Here is a 17,133-nt window from a genome sequence, read left to right as displayed (position 1 = left end):
GGGCACGCGTAAGTGCCGATAGCGTGCCGCTCCGGGGCACGCGTAAGTGCCGATAGCGTGCCGCTCCGGGGCACGCGTAAGTGCCGATAGCGTGCCGCTCCGGGGCACGCGTAAGTGCCGATAGAGCTTGGGTTGTCGGCTCACCCGGCGAGATGCGTGTTCAGCGGTAGAGGTCTAGTTGTGGAGCGAGTCGCACGGCCGCGTTGACGATCGCTTCCGCCTGGTCGATGGCGATGGGGACCTCGCCCGGATCGATGTCGTCGCCGGGTCGTTGCGGGTACTCGATCTCTGAACGCCGGCGCCGGAGAGCGCCGAAGGCGTCGAATGGCCCACCGAACTGTGCGCGGACGATCTGCTCGACCGTGACGTGGTGCCCGGTCGTCTTGGTGCGTAGGCCTTGTTGGGCGAGGAGCGCGGTGCTCGCCTTGCGAGCCGCGTCGTAGGTGAGCACGAACGCCGCCTCGGGGTTGCTGCCGGCCTCGCGGCGCGCGGACTCCAGGAGCGCCGTGGCGGAGGTCAGCCACGTCGTGCCGTCGGCGGCTGCGCCGCTGATCGTTTCGAGCCGTCCTTCGGCGAGGAGCCGTTCGACGACGGCGCGTCCGCGTTCCCACGTCATGGCGTCCTCGTCACCTCGACGTAGGGACGGGCGTGGATCTCGGCGAGCAGCGAGTCACCTGTCGGGTCGTCCCAGGCTGCGGTGTTGCGCAGCACCGGGTTGACGGGCATCCCGAGCCGGGCCTCGGCCCGCTCGGCGGCGGCGTAGACGTCGGCACGGGCCACGTCGCCGACGACGAGCACGTCGATGTCAGCCGGCAGAGGGCCGGGCTCACCGTGGTAGCGGGCGGCCCAGGAGCCGAACACGATCACCCGCTCGGCGCCAAGAGATGCGAACTCGTCGGCGACGACGGTCTGCGGTCCGAACGTCACGAGGGTGAGCTGGGTCAGCGGCGCGACGGCCGGGCTGGCGGTGTTGGCCCGCACGACGCGCGCGCGGCCAACCTTGCGCGTGGCCAGCACGCCGCCCTCGGCCAGTCGCGCCACCTCGGACTGCGCGGTGGTGAGCGCGACCCCGAGCTCGCGCGCCAGCTCGCTCACCGTCCACTCCCGGTCGGGGTGTAGCAGGACGAGGGCGAGCAGATCCCCCTGCGTGCGCGACCGGAAGGTCGGCGCGAGCACTGGAGCATCACTACGCATGAACCGACAGTATCACCCGATTATGCGTAGTGTCTACGAACGCTGACGTCGAGCGCTGCGAACAGCTCCCGCCAGCGAGCGTGGCCTGACGTAACCGCCTCCGTTGCACACTCGTCTGGCTCCCTGCCGGGAGGGACCTCCCGACCCGTTCTGGGCTTTCGTCGAATCCGTCGACCTCGGCCTCCTGAGCCTCGCCGCCCTGGATCTGTCGTGGGTGAAACGTGGGCTAGAACCGGTCAGCAACGGGCAAGAGTGGAGATTGAAGGTGAAGTGTCTGATCCTGAGATACCCTGTGCTGCAAGGGATTTCGCTGGAGCGGGTGACGGGAATCGAACCCGCACTGTCAGCTTGGGAAGCTGATGTTCTGCCATTGAACTACACCCGCAGGGCGCCACCAGGGCGGCGACCGACCGTCATTATGCCCCACCGACCGAGCCGCCCGGACCGCCCCGGACCGGCGTCGGGCGGGGGCCGCACAGGCCGCCGCGGTCCCTGGCGGGGGGATCGTCGACGTCGTCAGCCGCCCGCGGAGCGGGGGCGCGGGATCGCGACGGTGGTGTCGCTGCCGTCGGTGAGGGTGAGCACCACGGTGCTGCCGTAGGGCGCCGACGAGCCCGGGGCGGGGGCCTGGTCGGCGACGGCCCCGGTGGGCAGGTCCGGATCGGGTGCGGCCGTCTGCGGGTCGAGCCGCACGGTGTAGCCGGCCTGCAGCAGCGCGCTCACCGCGGTGTCGCGCGAGAGCCCGACGACGTCGGGCACCGGTGGCGTGAGGCCGGACAGCGCCGTGGTGGCCGGGGAGGGGAAGCCCTGCACCGGCAGGCCGTGGTGCATCGCGGTCATCATTGAGTGCCAGATCGGCCCCGCGATCGAGCGCCCGTACACCGTGCTGAAGTAGCGCCCGTAGGCCTCCACGCCCTTGAGCGGGTACTTCTGGCCGCCGCGCGGGTCGCCGATCCACACGCTCGCGGCGTACTGCGGGGTGAACCCGCTGAACCACGTGGCCGCGGAGTTGTTGGTGGTGCCGGTCTTGCCGCCGGCGGGCCGCCCGGTGAGCCCGAGGCCCGAGCCCGTGCCGCCCGGCCCGAACACGCCCTGGAGCACGTCGGCCACGGCGGCCGCGACGTAGGGCGACAGCGCGCGGTGGCAGCCGGCCGAGGGCACCGGGAGCGCGGTGCGGTGCCGGTCGGTCACCGCGGTGATGCCGACCGGCGAGCACTCGATGCCGCCGCTGGCGAAGGTCGCGTAGGCGCCGGCCATCTCCAGCGGCGACACCTCGTAGGCGCCGAGGGTCAGCGACGCGTCCCGCTTGGTGATCGCCCGCGGCCCGGACCGCGGCAGGCTGGTGATCCCGAGCCGCTGCGCCATGTCGGCCACGGCCAGCACGCCGTAGCGCTCCTCGAGCTGGACGTACCACGTGTTCACGGACCCGGCCGTCGCCTGGTAGGCGTTGAGCACCCCGTTGTTGCGGTTGTTGTCGTTGTGGAACCCGCCCGGCGGGTAGTTCATCCCCTGCGGCTTGTAGCCGTCGGGGGTGTCGAACGTCGTGGTGAGCGAGAAGCCCTGCTCCAGCGCCGCGGCGAGGGTGATCGGCTTGAAGTTCGACCCCGGCTGGTACGCCGGCAGCACCGGCAGCACCAGCTGGGTCTCGCCCTTCGCCGGGTCGCGCCCCCATCGCTTGCTCGTGGCCAGCGCGACGACGTGGCCCGTGCCGGGCTGCACCACCGCGATGCCCGCAGCGACCCGGTTGGTCGGGGTCAGCGCCGCGTTGGCGGCCGACTGCGCCGCCGCCATCGCCTTGCGGTCGAGCGTCGTGCGGATGGTGAGGCCGCCGCGGTAGAGCAGATCGGCCCGGGCCTCCGGCGTCGGCCCGAAGGTCTTGTCGTTGCTCAGGATCTGCACGACCCACTGGCAGAAGAACGGGTACGCCGACGCTCCGCACCCCTGGGCCGGGTCGGTCACCTTCAGCTTGGCCGGGTCGGCCACGGCGGCGGTGTACTGCGCGGCGGTGATGCGGCCGGTGTCGAGCATCCGCGCGAGGACGACGTCGCGCCGCTCGCGGGCCGGGCCGGGGTTGTCGACGGGGTTGTAGTTGGTGGGCGACTTGAGGATGCCGATGAGCATCGCCGCCTGCGGCACGGTGAGCGACTTGGGCGGCACGCCGAAGTAGTGCAGCGCCGCGGCCCCGATGCCGTAGGCGCCGTCGCCGAAGTTCACCGTGTTGAGGTAGCGCTCGAGGATCTGGTCCTTGGTCAGCTGCTGCTCGACCGCGACGGAGTAGCGCAGCTCGCGGATCTTGCGCGCGAGCGTCACCTCGGTGACGGCGGCCGCCTCCTCGGGCGTGCGCGCCTGGGTGAGCAGCAGGTTCTTCACGTACTGCTGGGTGATGCCGGATGCGCCCTGCCGCGCGCCGCCGCTGTTGCGCAGCACCGCGCGGGCCAGGCCCGTGAGGTCGACCGGCCCGTGCTCGTAGAAGCGGTCGTCCTCGGTGGCCAGCAGCGCGTCCACCACCGCCGGCGAGACGTTGGCCAGCGACACCGGCACCCGGTTCTGGCCGTAGAACACCGCGAACGGCTTGCCCTCGTCGTCGGTCAGCACGCTGCGCAGGGGGAGCTCGGCGTCGAGGGGGAGGGCGGTGGGCAGGTCGTCCCAGGCGTAGACCGCCTGGCGGGCGGCGTAGGCCGGCGGCAGCACCGCCGGGGCGGCCAGGAAGGCCACCAGCGCGCCGGCGACCGCCGACCACAGCAGCAGGAGCGGGACCCGGGCGATCCGGCGCCCGGCCGAGGCCCGGGGGGCGGCGCGCACCGACGAGCGCAGGCCGCCGGGGAACAGGTCGTCGAGGCCCGACCCGCCCGGTGGCGGCCCGGCCGGCGCTGCTCCACCGGCGTGTCGTCGGCTCACCCCTGCTCGCTTCCCTGGTCGCGTCCCCTCACCATGATGAGGTGCGGGCGCACCTCGCCCGCGCAGGCGCTCGCCACCAGGGTGCGCGTCGCGGACGACCGACGGGTGACGAGGGGGTGACCGATGGGCCGCCACTCGGTCACGCCCGACGTGGTCCCCGCGCCCGCGGCGGGCCGGCGGGTCAGCAGCGCCGTGGCGGCCGTGGCCGTCGTCGTCGTGGCCGTCGCGTTCCTCGCCCTCACGGTGGTCGGTCTCGGCATGTTCGGCATCTCGCTGCAGCCGCGCGGCGAGACCGTGACCGTTCCGACCAGCACGCCCACCCCCACCGTCAGCCGGGTGGCCCTCGTGCGCACGCCGGCCCAGGAGGTGCTCGCGAGCACCCTCACCGGCACCGTCGCCCCGGGCTGGCAGCCGGCCAGCGACCTGTCGTGGTCCGGCGGCACCCCGTTCGACAGCCCCTGCGGGCGCCCCGGCGTGGACGCCGCCCTCACCGCCTCGCGCGTGTTCGACACCCCGGGCCGGCAGGTCGTGGTCACCGTGTCGGCCTACGGCGCCGGCGCCGGCGCCGTGGCGCTACGAGACTGGAACGACGTGCTCTCGTCCTGCTCCGGGGCGCAGGTCACCCTGCGGGTGGCCGCCGCCCCCGGCACCGAGGCGCTCGCGGCGGGGCTGGCCGCCACGGGGGGCAAGCCCGCCGCCACCGCGCTGTTCTGGCGCCGCGGCGACGTGATCGCGCTGGTGGTCTCGCCCGGGCGCAGCTCGGTGGGCCTCGCGGCCGACGCCACCACCCTCGACGCCGTGCTGCTCGAGTCGCTGCGCAGCCGCTGCAACGTCATCTCCTCCCGCCTGGCCGACGCGAGCCGGTCGCCCTGGGTCGCCACCGGCGTGCAGGGCGCGCCGGGTGCGTTCACCGGGCTCACCACGCCGGTGCCGGTCACGCTGCCGCCGGTCCCGACCCCGTCGCCGCCCAAGGGCGTCACCCCGGTGCCGGACACCTACACCCCCACCCCGCTGCCGTCGGTCTCCTACCCCGAGCGCCCGGCCGACCCGGTGTGGCCGCAGGACCTGCCCACGCCGGTGCCCGAGCCGGTCGTGCCGGTGCGGCCCACGCCGGTGCCGAACGTCACCACCTACCCCTCACGCCTCGACGACCTGGTGGGCCCCGGCTGCGGGTGGGCCTTCACCGGGCAGCCGCGGCCGCCGTTCGACCAGGCGCAGGAGGCGGTGCTGGCTCAGTCGCGCGCCCAGCAGGCGCTCTCGGACCTCGCGCTCGCGCAGCAGACCTGGCAGGTCGACACCCTCACCTACTGGGAGGACGTCCCGGTCTACGAGCAGCAGGCCGTCGCGTTCGCGCAGTACGCCCGCGCCGTCGCGCAGGTCGCGGCCGCCTGGGACGCGATCACCGCGGCGCGCACCGCCTACGCCGCCGCCCTCCAGGCCTACAACGACGCCGTCGCCGCCCGCGCGCAGTTCTTCGTCGACCAGGCCGACGCCCAGGCCGCGTACGACGCCGCGGTCGCCGCCTGCCAGGCGGCCGGGAGCCCCACCGCGACGGCGTCGCCCACCACCTCGGCCACGGCGTCCCCGACGTCGTCCACCAGCGCCGGCCCGTCGCCGAGCACCACCCCGGGCTGCCCGCCGGAGATCCCGCAGATCCTGCTGCAGACGCCGCCGCCCGAGCCCACCGTGCCCACCCCGCCGCCGGACCCGCGCCCGACGGGCTGATCCCGGGGCACCCGCCGGCGGTCGCGGCGTCGCCGTCCGCGGGGGCGTCCGCGCGCGCCGGCGCCCGAGCGCGGCGTCGGTCGGACGCCGGGCAGGCGCCGCGGCGGCTGCCACACTGCGCAGGTGTCCACGTCGCGCGCGGAGCTGGGGCTGCAGGCGGCCCTCACCTCGCGGATGCGCCCGATCGACTCGCTCTCGCTGATCCTGCGGATCTCGCTCGCGACCACGCTGTCGTACCTGCTGGCCCGCGCCGTGTCCGGCTCGGCCCTGCCGATCTTCGCGCCCATCACCACGCTGTTCGTGGTGCAGTCGAGCCCCTTCACCACGCTGGGGGTCACGGCGCAGCGGGTGCTGGGCACCGGCCTGGGCGTGCTCGCGGCGACGGTGTACGTCACCTGGCTGCCGGTCACGTGGTGGTCGGTGTTCGTCGCGGTGCTGGTGAGCCTGCTCGCCGCGCGGGCGCTGCCGGTCGGCATGACCGGCCAGCTGCAGATCCCGGTGGCCGTCGTCTTCGTGCTGGCGCTCGGGCCGGGCGACCTCAGCGTGGACCTGTGGCGCGTGCTCGACGTCGCGCTCGGCGCGGTGGTCGGGGTCGCCGCGGTGTTCGTGCTGCCGCCGCGGCCGCGCCTGGACGAGGCGCGGGTGGAGCTCGCGGCCTATGCCGACGAGCTGGCCGGCCTGCTGGCGCAGGTGGCGGCCGAGGCGGGGACGCACCCCGTGCCGCTGCACGACGACACCCGCCACGCGTTCATCCGCTCCAGCCGCGCGCTGCGCGTGCGCGCCGTGTCCGTGCGCGACGCCGTCACCCAGGCCGCGGAGTCCACCCGGTTCAACCCGCGGGCCCGCGCGCTCGGCGTCGAGCTCGAGCAGCTCGAGGACCGCATGGTGTGGCTCACCCGGCTCGCCATCCACTGCCGCTCGCTGGCGGGCAGCGTCGACCGCGTCTACGACCGGCCCGGCCCGGCGCCGGCCCTCCCGCGGGCGGTGCTCGCGGACCTGCTCGGCGAGCTCGGCTCGCTGCTGCGCGCCGTCTCCCTGCACGGTCTCGACGAGGACACCCTCGACGCCAGCGACCGCATGGCCGAGGACGTCCGGGTGGCGGTCGAGGTCACCACGGCCTCCGGCGACGTCGTCGCCGCCCTCGACAGCCTCACCCTGCTCGGCCGGCTCGAGCAGCTGCGCGAGTCCGTGGCGGAGGGCCCGCGGCGGGTCCGCACCGTGGAGGACGCCATGGGCGAGCCGCTCGAGGACGACGCCGTCGACCCGCTGTCCGGCGCCGGCGAGCGCATCCGCCGGATGCTCGGCCGCGACTGATGCCGGGCTGTCGTCGTCGGAGCTGTAACGGCGGACGGCCGGCCGGGAACACACGGGCATGAGCGACGCCGAGCGGCCGTGCCGGGACGAGGCCTGGCTCGAGGCTCTCGTGCTGCGCCACGGCAACACCGTGCTGGCCTACGCCCGACGACGCGTCCCCCAGGACGCCGACGACGTCGCCGCGGAGGTGTTCGCTGCGGCGTGGCGCTACCGCGACCGGGTGCCCGAGCCGGCGTTGCCCTGGCTCTACCGCACCGCCAGCCACCTGGTGCTGCACGAGCACCGCAGCCGCAGCCGCCGCACCGCCCTCGCCGCCCGAGCGGCCTCGATCGAGATGCCGGACGGGCGCACCGACGACCCCGCGGACGCGGTCGCCGCGCGCCTGGACGACGCCGACGCGGTGGCGCGTGCCCTGGCCGGCCTGTCCGACCGCGACGCCGAGGTGCTCAGGCTCTGGGCCTGGGAGCAGCTCGAGCCGGCCGAGATCGCCTACGTCCTCGGCGTGACCGCGGCGGCCGCCCGTGTCCGGCTGCACCGGGCCCGGCGTCGTGCCGCGTCGGTGCTGCTCACCGACGGGGCCGCCGGTCCCGAGGCCGCACCCGCCCCTGCCCGTCCTGTCGTCCCCCGCCGCGCCGTCCCCGCGCCGCGGCAGTTCCCCCTGACCGAGGAGCCCCGATGAGCACCGACCTGCGCGAGCGCCTGCACACCGTCGACCCTGCCGCGAGCGACCGCAGCCTCGACCCGGCGGCGTTGCGCGCCATGGCCCGCCGGGTGCTCGAGGACGCCGCCGCGGCGGCACCCGCGGCTGGCGCGGTGAGCCGCCGGACACGAGGCCGGGTGGGCCGGGTCGGCCGGTGGGCGGTGCCAGCCGTGGCCGCGCTCACCCTCGCCGCTCTGCTCGCACCCGCCCTCACCCGGGCACCGTCGGCCTCGGCCGAGGCGGCGTCGCTGCTCACCCGGGCGGCCGGGGCGATCCACACCAGCGACCCGGCTGCCGCCCCGGACCAGTGGTGGCGCATCTCGCGCACGGGCTTCGCCCTGGCCGAGACGTCGCCGGGCGCCACCGCGGACGCCGCCGCCGGCGGCGGCGGGCCCTCGGCGGTGCTGGTGTCGGCGGACTCCACCGACTACCTCGCCGTCGACGGATCGCGCCCCGGCTACACGGTCACCGACGCCACGCGCATCCTCCGCACGCTCTCCGGGCTGGCATGGGACCCCGCAGTGGTGACCTCCCCCGCGCGCACCTGGACCAGCGACCTGGCCCCGGACGCGCTGCCCGGCTCGTGGCAGACCCCCAGCCCCGAGTTCGTCGCGGCTCTGCCTCTCGATCCTCAGGCCCTGCGCGACGCCCTGTACGCCGCGGCCGCTGGCCACGGCTCGTCGGCCGACGGCGAGGCCTTCGTCTACGCGGCGGACCTGCTGCGCACCGGACTGGTGCCGGCCGACCTGCGCGCCGCGCTCTACCGGGTGCTCGCCACCGTGCCGGGGGTCGAGGTGAGCGACCGGACCGCGGCGGTCGGGGCGCGCTCCGGAGTGGCCCTGTCGTACTCCGAGGCGGTGGACGGGATCCGGCAGGAGATCGTGGTGGACCCGGCCACCGGCGAGCTGGTGGGGGAGCGGGAGGTGGCCGTCACCGCGCTCGACGGGATCCCGGCCGGCACGGTGATCGGTGAGTCGGCCGTGTCGCGCACCGTGGTCGACGCCGTGCCCGCGGCCGTCGTGCAGTCGGCCGTGCACGCCCGGTGCTCGGCGCAGCCCGACGGAGCCGTCGCCTGCACCGCCGGCTGACCGGCGCACGGCGATGCCTGGCGAGGCGGGCGACCGATAGATTCTCGGCGTCCCTCGACCAAGGAGTACCCGTGCTGCTGTCGGACCGCGACATCCGAGCCGAGCTCGCCTCCGGGCGCGTCGTCCTCGAGCCGTTCGACGAGGCGATGGTGCAGCCCTCGAGCGTCGACGTGCGCATGGACGTGTACTTCCGCGTGTTCGAGAACCACCGCTACCCGCACATCGACCCGGCCGAGGAGCAGCCCGAGCTCACCCGCCTGGTCGAGCCGGCCAAGGGCGAGCCGTTCATCCTGCACCCCGGCGAGTTCGTGCTGGCCTCGACGTACGAGGTCGTCACGCTGCCGGACGACATCGCCGGCCGGCTCGAGGGCAAGTCGTCGCTGGGCCGGCTCGGCCTGCTCACCCACTCCACCGCAGGCTTCATCGACCCCGGGTTCAGCGGCCACGTCACCCTCGAGCTGTCCAACGTCGCGACCCTGCCGATCAAGCTGTGGCCGGGCATGAAGATCGGCCAGCTGTGCCTGTTCCGGCTCTCCAGCCCGGCCGAGCACCCCTACGGCTCCGCGCAGTACGGCTCGCGCTACCAGGGCCAGCGGGGGCCGACGCCGAGCAAGAGCCACCTCAACTTCCACCGCACCGAGATCTGAGCCGGACGCCGGCCCCGCGCGGGCCGGTCGCCGCCGGCGTCGGAGCCGGGCGGCCGATGCTCAGGAACCTCTCAGGACTCCCCCGGGCAACTGCCAACCGGGTCCCGTAGCACTGCGGTCATGAAACGCGTGCTCGTCGTCGCCCTCGTGCTGGTCGTGGCCCTCGGCGGCTACTGGTTCCTCGGGCACCGCCAGTCCGACGCGTCGACCACGCAGTACCTGACGAGCGCCGTCCAGCAGGGCGACGTCACCTCCACGATCGCGGCCACCGGCACCATCGGCGCCGCCGCCACCTACGCGATGGCGTTCGGCACGACGACGGTCACCACGTCGACCTCGACGTCCTCGTCCGGCAACGGCAGCACCGGGTCGAACGCGTCGAGCGGGAGCTCCTCGAACACCGTCACCGCGGTCTACGTGAGCACCGGCCAGCACGTGCGCCGCGGCCAGGTGCTGGCCCGGGAGAGCACCGCGGGGTCCAGCGCCGCGATCACGTCCGCGCAGGCGCAGCTGACCACCGCGCTGGCGCAGGTGACCTCGGCCCAGGCGCAGCTCACCTCCACCCGCGCCAAGATCGCGTCGCAGACCTCCCCGAGCACGGCCGTGGCCAGCGCCCAGGCGCAGCTCCAGGTGGACCGGGCCCAGCTCGCGGTCGACACGACGGCGCTGGGCCAGGCGCAGAAGAAGCTCGCCGCGGACCAGGCGGCCAAGGCGCCCGCCGCCACGATCCAGGCCGACCGGCTCGCCGTCGCCCAGGCGCAGGCCAAGGTCGCCCACGACGACGCCGCCATCGCGCAGGACCAGCAGGCCGTCGCGCAGGCCTCGGACACCTCCGCCACGGACGCGGCCAACGCCGCCTCGCTCGCGCAGGCCGAGGCCTCGCTCACCCAGGCGCAGAACCAGGTCACCACCGCACGTGCCAACCTCGCGACCGCGCGTTCCGCGGCGGCGGCCTCGACGATCACGGCGCCGGTGTCCGGCTACGTCACCGCGGTCGACCTCACCGTCGGCCAGGCGCCGCCCTCGGCCAACGCCGTCACGCTGCGGTCCGACGCGCTCACCGTGACCGCCGACGTCGCCGAGCAGGACGTCGCCAACCTCCGGCTCGGGCAGACCGCGCAGGTGACCGTCACCGCGCTCGGCACCACGGTGCCGGCGAAGGTGACCGCGCTGCCCACCGCGGCCAACTCCGGCTCGTCGTCGGGCGCGGTGACCTTCCCGCTCTCGCTCACGCTCTCGTCCACCCCGAAGGGGACGCTGCCGGGCATGTCGGCGTCGATCTCGATCGCGACGGCGAAGGCCACCAACGTGCTCTACGTGCCCACCACGGCGATCCAGGGCACCGCGGGCAGCACCACGGTGCAGCTGATGGTGAACGGGTCGCCGGTGTCGACGCCGGTGAACATCGGGCTGTCGACCAACTCGGCCACCGAGATCATCAGCGGGCTGTCCGTGGGGCAGGTCGTGGTGACCGGCGTGGTGAACCCGACGGCGTCCACGACGACCGGGGTGGGCGGCGTCGGTGGTCTCACCGGCGGCGGCGGGCGCTTCGGCGGCGGGTTCGGCGGGGGGCGGCCCGGTGGCTGACCTCGATCCCGCCCCGGCGGGCTTCGCCGCCGACACCCCGACCGTGCTCGAGGAGCCGCCCCTCATCGAGGGCCGCGACCTCACCCGCGTGTACTCGATGGGCGACAGCGAGGTGGCGGCGCTGCGCGGCGTCAGCTTCCGCATCCGGCTCGGCGAGAACGTCGCGATCATCGGGCCGTCCGGCTCGGGCAAGTCGACGCTGCTGCACATCCTCGGCCTGCTCGACCGGCCGTCCGGCGGCCAGTACCTGTTCGCCGGCGTCGACACCGACACCCTCGACGACGACCGGCTCGCAGCGCTGCGCAACCGCGCCATCGGGTTCATCTTCCAGAGCTTCAACCTCGTGGCCGGCGAGTCCGCGCTCGAGAACGTCGCCGCGCCGCTCGTGTACGCCGGGGTCAAGCGCCGGGAGCGGCTCGAGCGCGCGGAGGAGTCGCTCGTGCGCGTGGGGCTGCAGGACCGGCTGCACCACGACCCGTCCCAGCTGTCCGGCGGACAGCGCCAGCGCGTCGCGATCGCACGCGCGCTGGTGACCCGGCCGGCCGTGATCCTCGCCGACGAGCCGACCGGCAACCTCGACTCGCGCTCGAGCGCCGACGTGTTCTCGCTGCTCCAGGAGCTCCAGGCGGAGGGGCTCACGCTCGTGACGATCACGCACGACCAGCGCATCGCCGACCGGGCCGCGCGCGTGCTGCGGGTGGAGGACGGGCTGCTCGTGGAGGAGGGGGCTCCCGCGCCCGCCTACCTCGACCACGCCGGGAGCGTGGAGCCGTGAGCTTCACCGAGGCGCTGCGCCTGGCCGTGCGACGGCTGCGCACCAACCTGCTGCGCACCGCGCTCACGACGCTCGGCGTCATCATCGGCGTCGCGTCGCTCGTCGCGCTCATCGGCGTCGGCGAGGGCACGCAGACGGCCATCACCCAGCAGATCGCCGGCCTCGGCACCAACCTGCTGTCGGTCAACGCCGGCGGCACCTTCGTCGGCGGGGTGCGGGGGGCGGCCGGGTCGGCGAGCACGCTCACCCTCGACGACGCCACGGCGATCGCGAAGCTCGACGGGGTGGCGGCGGTGGCGCCGGAGATGTCGGTGTCCAACGTCGTCGTCGTCGACGGGCGCACCAACACCACCACGAGCATGACCGGCACCACGCCGGCCGAGGCCCAGGTGCGCAACTACGAGATCCAGGCCGGGACGTTCCTGAACGACGTCTCGGTCGAGAAGGGCCTGCGCGTCGCGGTCCTCGGCCCCACCACGGTGTCGAACCTCAACCTCACGCCGCAGGAGGCCGTCGGGCAGAGCGTGACGATCAACGGCATCCCCTTCACCGTCGTCGGGGTCACCCAGCCCAAGGGCGGGGTCGGCTTCGCCAACCCGGACGACGCCGTCTACACCCCGATCAGCGCGGTGCAGTCGCGGTTCACCGGCGCGTCGTCGCTGCGCACCATCGGCGTCTCGCTCAAGGACCCGGCGCAGCTGTCGTACGTCGAGAGCGAGATCACCGCGCTGCTGCGCTACCGCCACGACCTGAGCTCCACCGCCAGCGACGACTTCAGCATGGTGAGCCAGGACCAGCTCCTGTCGGTCGCGTCGACGACGACGGCGACCATCCGCAACTTCCTCATCGGCATCGCCGCGATCGCGCTGGTCGTCGGCGGCATCGGCATCGCCAACACGATGCTGGTGTCGGTGCGCGAGCGGGTGCGCGAGATCGGCACCCGCAAGGCGATCGGCGCCCGCCGGCGCGACATCGGCCGCCAGTTCCTCGTCGAGGCGATCATCGTGACGCTCGGCGGCGCGGTGGTCGGCGTCCTGCTCGGGATGGCCGTGACCGGGCCGGTGGGCACTGCCGTCAACGTGCCCGCCGCGCCGACGCTGTCCGGCATCGCCCTCGCCTTCGTCTCCGCGCTCGTGGTCGGCGTCGTCGCCGGCTACTGGCCGGCCCGCGCCGCCTCGCGCCTCGACCCCGTCGAGGCCCTCCGCTACGAGTGACCCCCCGCCCGCCGACCGACCCGACCGCCCGACCTGACCGCCCGACAACCCGCGACCGGCCAGACCGACCGCACCGCACCGCCGCCCACGACCGACCGCACCGCCCTCGCCGACCGAGTGACCGGCCCGACCGCACCAGGAGACCGTGATGACCCAGCCCACCCCGCCCGACGGATCCGGGAACGGCCCGTCGTTCGTCCCGCCGCTGTCCGAGCCGGGCGCGGTGCCGCCCGCGCCGGCGTCCTCGTCGTACTCCGGCCCCTCGATGCCCGACATCGCGGACATCGTCGAGGGCTCGAAGGGCCGGCCCGAGCCTCGCGGCGGACTCGGGCGCAACGTGCTCGTGGGCGCCGTCGTCGGCGCCGTGGTGATCGCGGGGGGCGCGTTCTTCGCGGGCCGCGCCATGGCCGCCGGCCCGGCCACCCTCGCCGACGCCTTCGCCGAGGCCCAGGCGGGCACCCTGCCCTGCGGCACGTCCGCGAGCGGCCCGGGCCAGTTCCTCAGCCGTCTCTGCGGCGGCGCCGGCGGAGCGGGCGGGTTCACCCCGGGCGGCGGGGCCGGCCAGGCAGGGGGCACCGGGGCGGGGGCGGGCCAGGGCGACGGCGGCGGGTTCGGCGGGTTCGGGCGCGGGCTCGCCGGCACGGTCACCGCCGTGACGCCCTCGAGCGTCACCGTCGACACCCGGGCCGGGTCTGTGACGGTCGCGGTGCCCGGCACGGCCACGGTGTCGAAGACCGTCGACGGCAAGCTCTCCGACGTCGCCGTCGGCTCGACGGTGACCATCGCGTCCACCACAGACGCCAACGGCAACCGCGTGGCGTCGCGGATCACGATCGTGCCCGCGGGCCAGCTGCCCGGCGGCCCGGGCAACGGTCCGGCCTGAGCCCGGACGGCCGGCGGGTCCGAGACCGCCGGCCGTCCGCTCCGTCGTTACTGCCGCAACGACCGGAAACCGCGCCGGACTCCGGTCATCCGGGCAGTAACGACGGGGTCTCCTGGGGGGTGGGCCCGTCCGCGGGACGGCGCGCGCCGCGCAGCAGTGGGCTCCCGACGAGCAGGGCGACGACGACGGTCGCCAGGCCGCTGCCGGTCACCACCGCGCGCGGCGAGAGCAGGCCCAGCAGCAGCCCGCCGACGGCGGTCGACACCAGCATCCCGGCGCCGGCCGCGCCCTGGAGCACCGCGAACACCCGGCCGAGCACGGCCTGAGGGGCGATGCGCACCACGATGGTCTGGGCCAGCACGTTGAGCGCGCCGTTGCCGATCCCGACGCCGAAGCCGGCCGCGGCGGCCACGACGATGCCGGGCGCCAGACCGAGCGCGGCGATCGCGACGGCCATGCCGGCCATGGCGAGCACGAGCAGGCGGGCGCTGGTGGTCACCTCCATGTCGCGGCGCGCGAGCCACGCGCCGAGCATGAGCCCCACCGCGAACAGCGCGCCGCACACGCCGTAGGCCGTCGGGCCGGCGCCGAGCACCTGCGTCACCAGGAACACCTCGGCGACGTTCACCGCGCCGAGCACGAGCACCACCGCCACGAGCAGCACGACGACGCTGCGCAGCAGCGGCTCGCCCGACACCAGGCGCAGCCCGGCCCACAGCTCGCCGCGCCCCGGCGCCGCACCGGGCTCGGGACGCCGGTCCGCGCGCAGCATCAGCGCCGCGCCCGCCAGGGCGAGGAACGACACGGCGTCGACGGTCAGCGCACCCGTCGTCCCGACGGCGCCGACGAGCAGGCCGCCCAGCACCGGCCCCACGAGCCCGGCGCCGGCGGTGGTGGTCTGGAGCAGGGCCAGCGCGCGGCCGAGCCCCTCCTCGCCGACCATCGCGGGCACGAGGGCCTGCCACGCAGGCGCGACCACGGCCTGGCCGAGGTTGAGTGCCAGCACCGCGGCGACGACGAGCCACGTGACGTCGGAGGCGACCGCGGCCACGAGCCCCGCGCACACCACCGCCTGGAGCGCCGAGACGGTCGCCACGAGCCGGCGGGCCGAGAGCCGGTCCGCGAGCAGGCCGGCCACCGGCGCGGCCAGTAGCTGGGGCAGGGCCGCGGCCATCACGAGCGAGGCGACGACGAGCGGGCCGTGGCCGCGGGCGCTGGCCCACAGCAGCAGCGTCACGAGCGCGATCTCGTCGCCGACCAGGCTCGCCGCCCGGCCCGAGGCGACGACGGCCAGGTCGCGGCGCACCGCAGGTGTGAAAGACATGTTTCGAAAATAGTGCTTCATATCTCGTGCCGTCAAGGCCCGCGCGGCACCCGGGGGCGCTAGCGTCGGCGCCGTGGCCCGCCGTCCTGCGCCGAAGCCCGCGGCGTCCCCGTCGTCGGACGCCGACGTCGTGCTCACCGATGCCTCCGCCGTCCGCGCCCTCGCCCACCCGGCGCGGCTGGTCGTGATCGACGCCCTCTACGGCGGCGAGGTGCTCACCGCGACCGAGTGCGCCGCCCTCGCCGGCATCTCCGCGAGCGCCATGAGCTACCACCTGCGCGCCCTGGAGAAGTACGGGCTGGTGCGCCGGGCCGAGCCGCGCGGCGACGGCCGGGAGCGGCCGTGGATGAAGGCGGGCGAGAACCTCGCCGTGCGCATCCAGGGCTCGCGCGACGCCGCGGCGTCGATGTCGGCGGCAGAGCTGCTGGTGAGCAACAGCATCGAGCTCGACCGCGAACGGCTCCTCGCCTCGATGCGCGTCGACGCGAGCGAGGGGCGCTCCGGCGCCTGGCGCGACACCACGCACTACTCCCGGAGCCGCCTGGTGCTCACCGCCGACGAGGCCCGCAGCCTCGCCGCCGGGCTGGAGGCGCTGCTCGAGCCCTACCTCGCCGAGCGCCGGTCGCCGCGCCCGGAGGGCGCCACCGCGTTCAACGTCTCCCTCGCCCTCACCCGCGACGTCCCACGCTGAGCGCGGCCCGCCGCGTCCCGGGCCGCTACGCCGGGGTCACGCCGAAGGCCACGCGCATCGCGGTGTTGAGCGCCTGGTCGACCGGCGCGGTGAAGTGCGCCTTCATGTACGTCTGGTTCCAGTGGTTGTCGTCCTTGAACCGCAGGTACGGCTTGTCGATCGGGCCGCACCAGTCGTTCGGGCAGGTGGCCGAGGTGAGGTCGACGGCGGTCACCCGGCCGGGGAAGGCCTGGGCCGCGGCCCGCTCGGCCCGCCACAGCGCGGTGCTGGTCGCGCGGGACTTCGGTGCGCCGCAGCGGGTCTGCGCGGCCAGCCCCCACCGGCGGTAGCAGGCCTGCGCCGTCGTCGCGTCCCCGGGCAGGTCCGGCGAGTCGCGCAGGATCACCACGTGCTTGGCCTTGCGCAGCAGCTGCGCGAGCGTGCGGCGCCAGCCCATCTCCCACATGTGCGTGCGGGTGGCGCCGGTCACGAGGGTGCCGTGCGAGGAGATCACCTGGTGGAAGTTCCAGCTGCTCACCACCACGAGGTCGATCCGGCCCCAGCGCTGCGCGGCCAGCCCCGCGAGCGCGGCGCGTCGCCACACCGGGCACTGGTAGTACGACGCGGACGCCTTGTAGCGGCGCACCAGGACGTCCGGCGCGGGGCAGCCGGACTTGGTCATGGTGAGCATCCGCCAGCCGTGCTTCCACGCCGTCTGGAGCACCGCGGCGTGCCAGTGCGCGGCGTGCGAGTCGCCGAAGAGCAGCACGGTCTTCGCGCCGTTCGGGTGGGTGAACGTGCACGGGTGCGGCACGGTCACGCTCACCCGCGCGTGGCAGCCGTTGCGGTAGGTCACCGGCTCGTCGTGCACCGCGTAGGCGTACGACGGGATCGGCGTCCACGCCGTGGCGGCCGGCAGCGCGGCGGGCGACGCGGCACCGGGTCGCAGCGCCGCCGTCGCACCCGCGGGGGCCGCCAGCGGGGGAGCCGCCGCCGACGCGGCGGGCAGGGCGGTCGCGCCGGCGCAGAGCACGAGGGCCAGCACGGCGATCGGGCGGCGGTGCCACATGCGCGCAGGGTAGCCACGCGCGGGCCGGCGCACGCGGGCTCGGGC

General features: G+C 75.1%; 15 protein-coding genes and 1 tRNA gene. 10 read left to right on the top strand and 6 right to left on the bottom strand.

Translation table 11 applies throughout. The annotated features are described in order from the left end of the window. Window positions 1–160: 160 nt before the first annotated feature. From GC157_15750 to GC157_15735, 4 genes are all read right to left on the bottom strand, one after another. Window positions 161–616 carry a hypothetical protein gene (locus tag GC157_15750; GenBank protein MBI1378911.1) on the bottom strand — a complete coding sequence of 152 codons (456 nt, stop codon included), beginning with the start codon at window positions 614–616 and terminating at the stop codon, window positions 161–163. Then, a complete protein-coding gene (locus GC157_15745; protein ID MBI1378910.1) occupies window positions 613–1,194 on the bottom strand; it encodes an ArsR family transcriptional regulator in 582 nt (193 codons plus the stop codon). The genes GC157_15750 and GC157_15745 overlap by 4 nt, the downstream gene beginning before the upstream one ends. 311 nt (window positions 1,195–1,505) lie before the next feature. After that, window positions 1,506–1,579, bottom strand: a tRNA-Gly gene (locus GC157_15740). Window positions 1,580–1,710: 131 nt separating this feature from the next. After that, complete coding sequence (locus GC157_15735; protein MBI1378909.1) at window positions 1,711–4,092, bottom strand: PASTA domain-containing protein; 2,382 nt, start codon at window positions 4,090–4,092, stop codon at window positions 1,711–1,713. Window positions 4,093–4,215: 123 nt separating this feature from the next. Here GC157_15735 and GC157_15730 point away from each other — a divergent pair, with 123 nt between their 5' ends. The 9 genes from GC157_15730 (at window position 4,216) to GC157_15690 (ending at window position 14,025) form a co-directional block, all read left to right on the top strand. Beyond that, the gene (locus GC157_15730) at window positions 4,216–5,817 is read left to right on the top strand and encodes a hypothetical protein (protein ID MBI1378908.1); all 1,602 of its coding nucleotides are present in this window, start codon (window positions 4,216–4,218) and stop codon (window positions 5,815–5,817) included. 123 nt (window positions 5,818–5,940) lie between these two features. Then, on the top strand, window positions 5,941–7,131 hold the full coding sequence (locus tag GC157_15725) for a hypothetical protein (protein MBI1378907.1): 1,191 nt from the start codon (window positions 5,941–5,943) through the stop codon (window positions 7,129–7,131). A 58-nt stretch (window positions 7,132–7,189) separates the two neighbouring features. Next, on the top strand, window positions 7,190–7,810 hold the full coding sequence (locus GC157_15720) for a sigma-70 family RNA polymerase sigma factor (protein ID MBI1378906.1): 621 nt from the start codon (window positions 7,190–7,192) through the stop codon (window positions 7,808–7,810). Continuing rightward, window positions 7,807–8,919: a hypothetical protein gene (locus tag GC157_15715; protein ID MBI1378905.1), complete on the top strand. Its 1,113-nt coding sequence runs from the start codon at window positions 7,807–7,809 to the stop codon at window positions 8,917–8,919. The genes GC157_15720 and GC157_15715 overlap by 4 nt, the downstream gene beginning before the upstream one ends. 71 nt (window positions 8,920–8,990) lie before the next feature. After that, complete coding sequence (locus GC157_15710; GenBank protein MBI1378904.1) at window positions 8,991–9,566, top strand: dCTP deaminase; 576 nt, start codon at window positions 8,991–8,993, stop codon at window positions 9,564–9,566. A 120-nt stretch (window positions 9,567–9,686) separates the two neighbouring features. Beyond that, on the top strand, window positions 9,687–11,153 hold the full coding sequence (locus tag GC157_15705; protein MBI1378903.1) for an HlyD family efflux transporter periplasmic adaptor subunit: 1,467 nt from the start codon (window positions 9,687–9,689) through the stop codon (window positions 11,151–11,153). A 97-nt stretch (window positions 11,154–11,250) separates the two neighbouring features. Next, window positions 11,251–11,928 carry an ATP-binding cassette domain-containing protein gene (locus tag GC157_15700; protein ID MBI1378902.1) on the top strand — a complete coding sequence of 226 codons (678 nt, stop codon included), beginning with the start codon at window positions 11,251–11,253 and terminating at the stop codon, window positions 11,926–11,928. Beyond that, entirely contained in the window at window positions 11,925–13,142 is a 1,218-nt protein-coding gene (locus tag GC157_15695; GenBank protein MBI1378901.1) for an FtsX-like permease family protein, read from the top strand. The genes GC157_15700 and GC157_15695 overlap by 4 nt, the downstream gene beginning before the upstream one ends. 148 nt (window positions 13,143–13,290) lie before the next feature. Further along, on the top strand, window positions 13,291–14,025 hold the full coding sequence (locus GC157_15690; GenBank protein MBI1378900.1) for a hypothetical protein: 735 nt from the start codon (window positions 13,291–13,293) through the stop codon (window positions 14,023–14,025). A gap of 85 nt (window positions 14,026–14,110) precedes the next feature. Here GC157_15690 and GC157_15685 read toward each other — a convergent pair whose 3' ends face one another. After that, window positions 14,111–15,370 carry an MFS transporter gene (locus tag GC157_15685; GenBank protein ID MBI1378899.1) on the bottom strand — a complete coding sequence of 420 codons (1,260 nt, stop codon included), beginning with the start codon at window positions 15,368–15,370 and terminating at the stop codon, window positions 14,111–14,113. Here GC157_15685 and GC157_15680 point away from each other — a divergent pair. After that, a complete protein-coding gene (locus GC157_15680; GenBank protein ID MBI1378898.1) occupies window positions 15,369–16,040 on the top strand; it encodes a helix-turn-helix domain-containing protein in 672 nt (223 codons plus the stop codon). The genes GC157_15685 and GC157_15680 overlap by 2 nt on opposite strands. Before the next feature lie 25 nt (window positions 16,041–16,065). Here GC157_15680 and GC157_15675 read toward each other — a convergent pair whose 3' ends face one another. Next, entirely contained in the window at window positions 16,066–17,088 is a 1,023-nt protein-coding gene (locus tag GC157_15675; protein ID MBI1378897.1) for a hypothetical protein, read from the bottom strand. Window positions 17,089–17,133 lie beyond the last annotated feature (45 nt).

It is taken from the genome of Frankiales bacterium, from assembly GCA_016125335.1.
Lineage (GTDB): Bacteria > Actinomycetota > Actinomycetes > S36-B12 > CAIYMF01 > Longivirga.
This window is presented reverse-complemented; position numbering and strand designations above follow the sequence as displayed.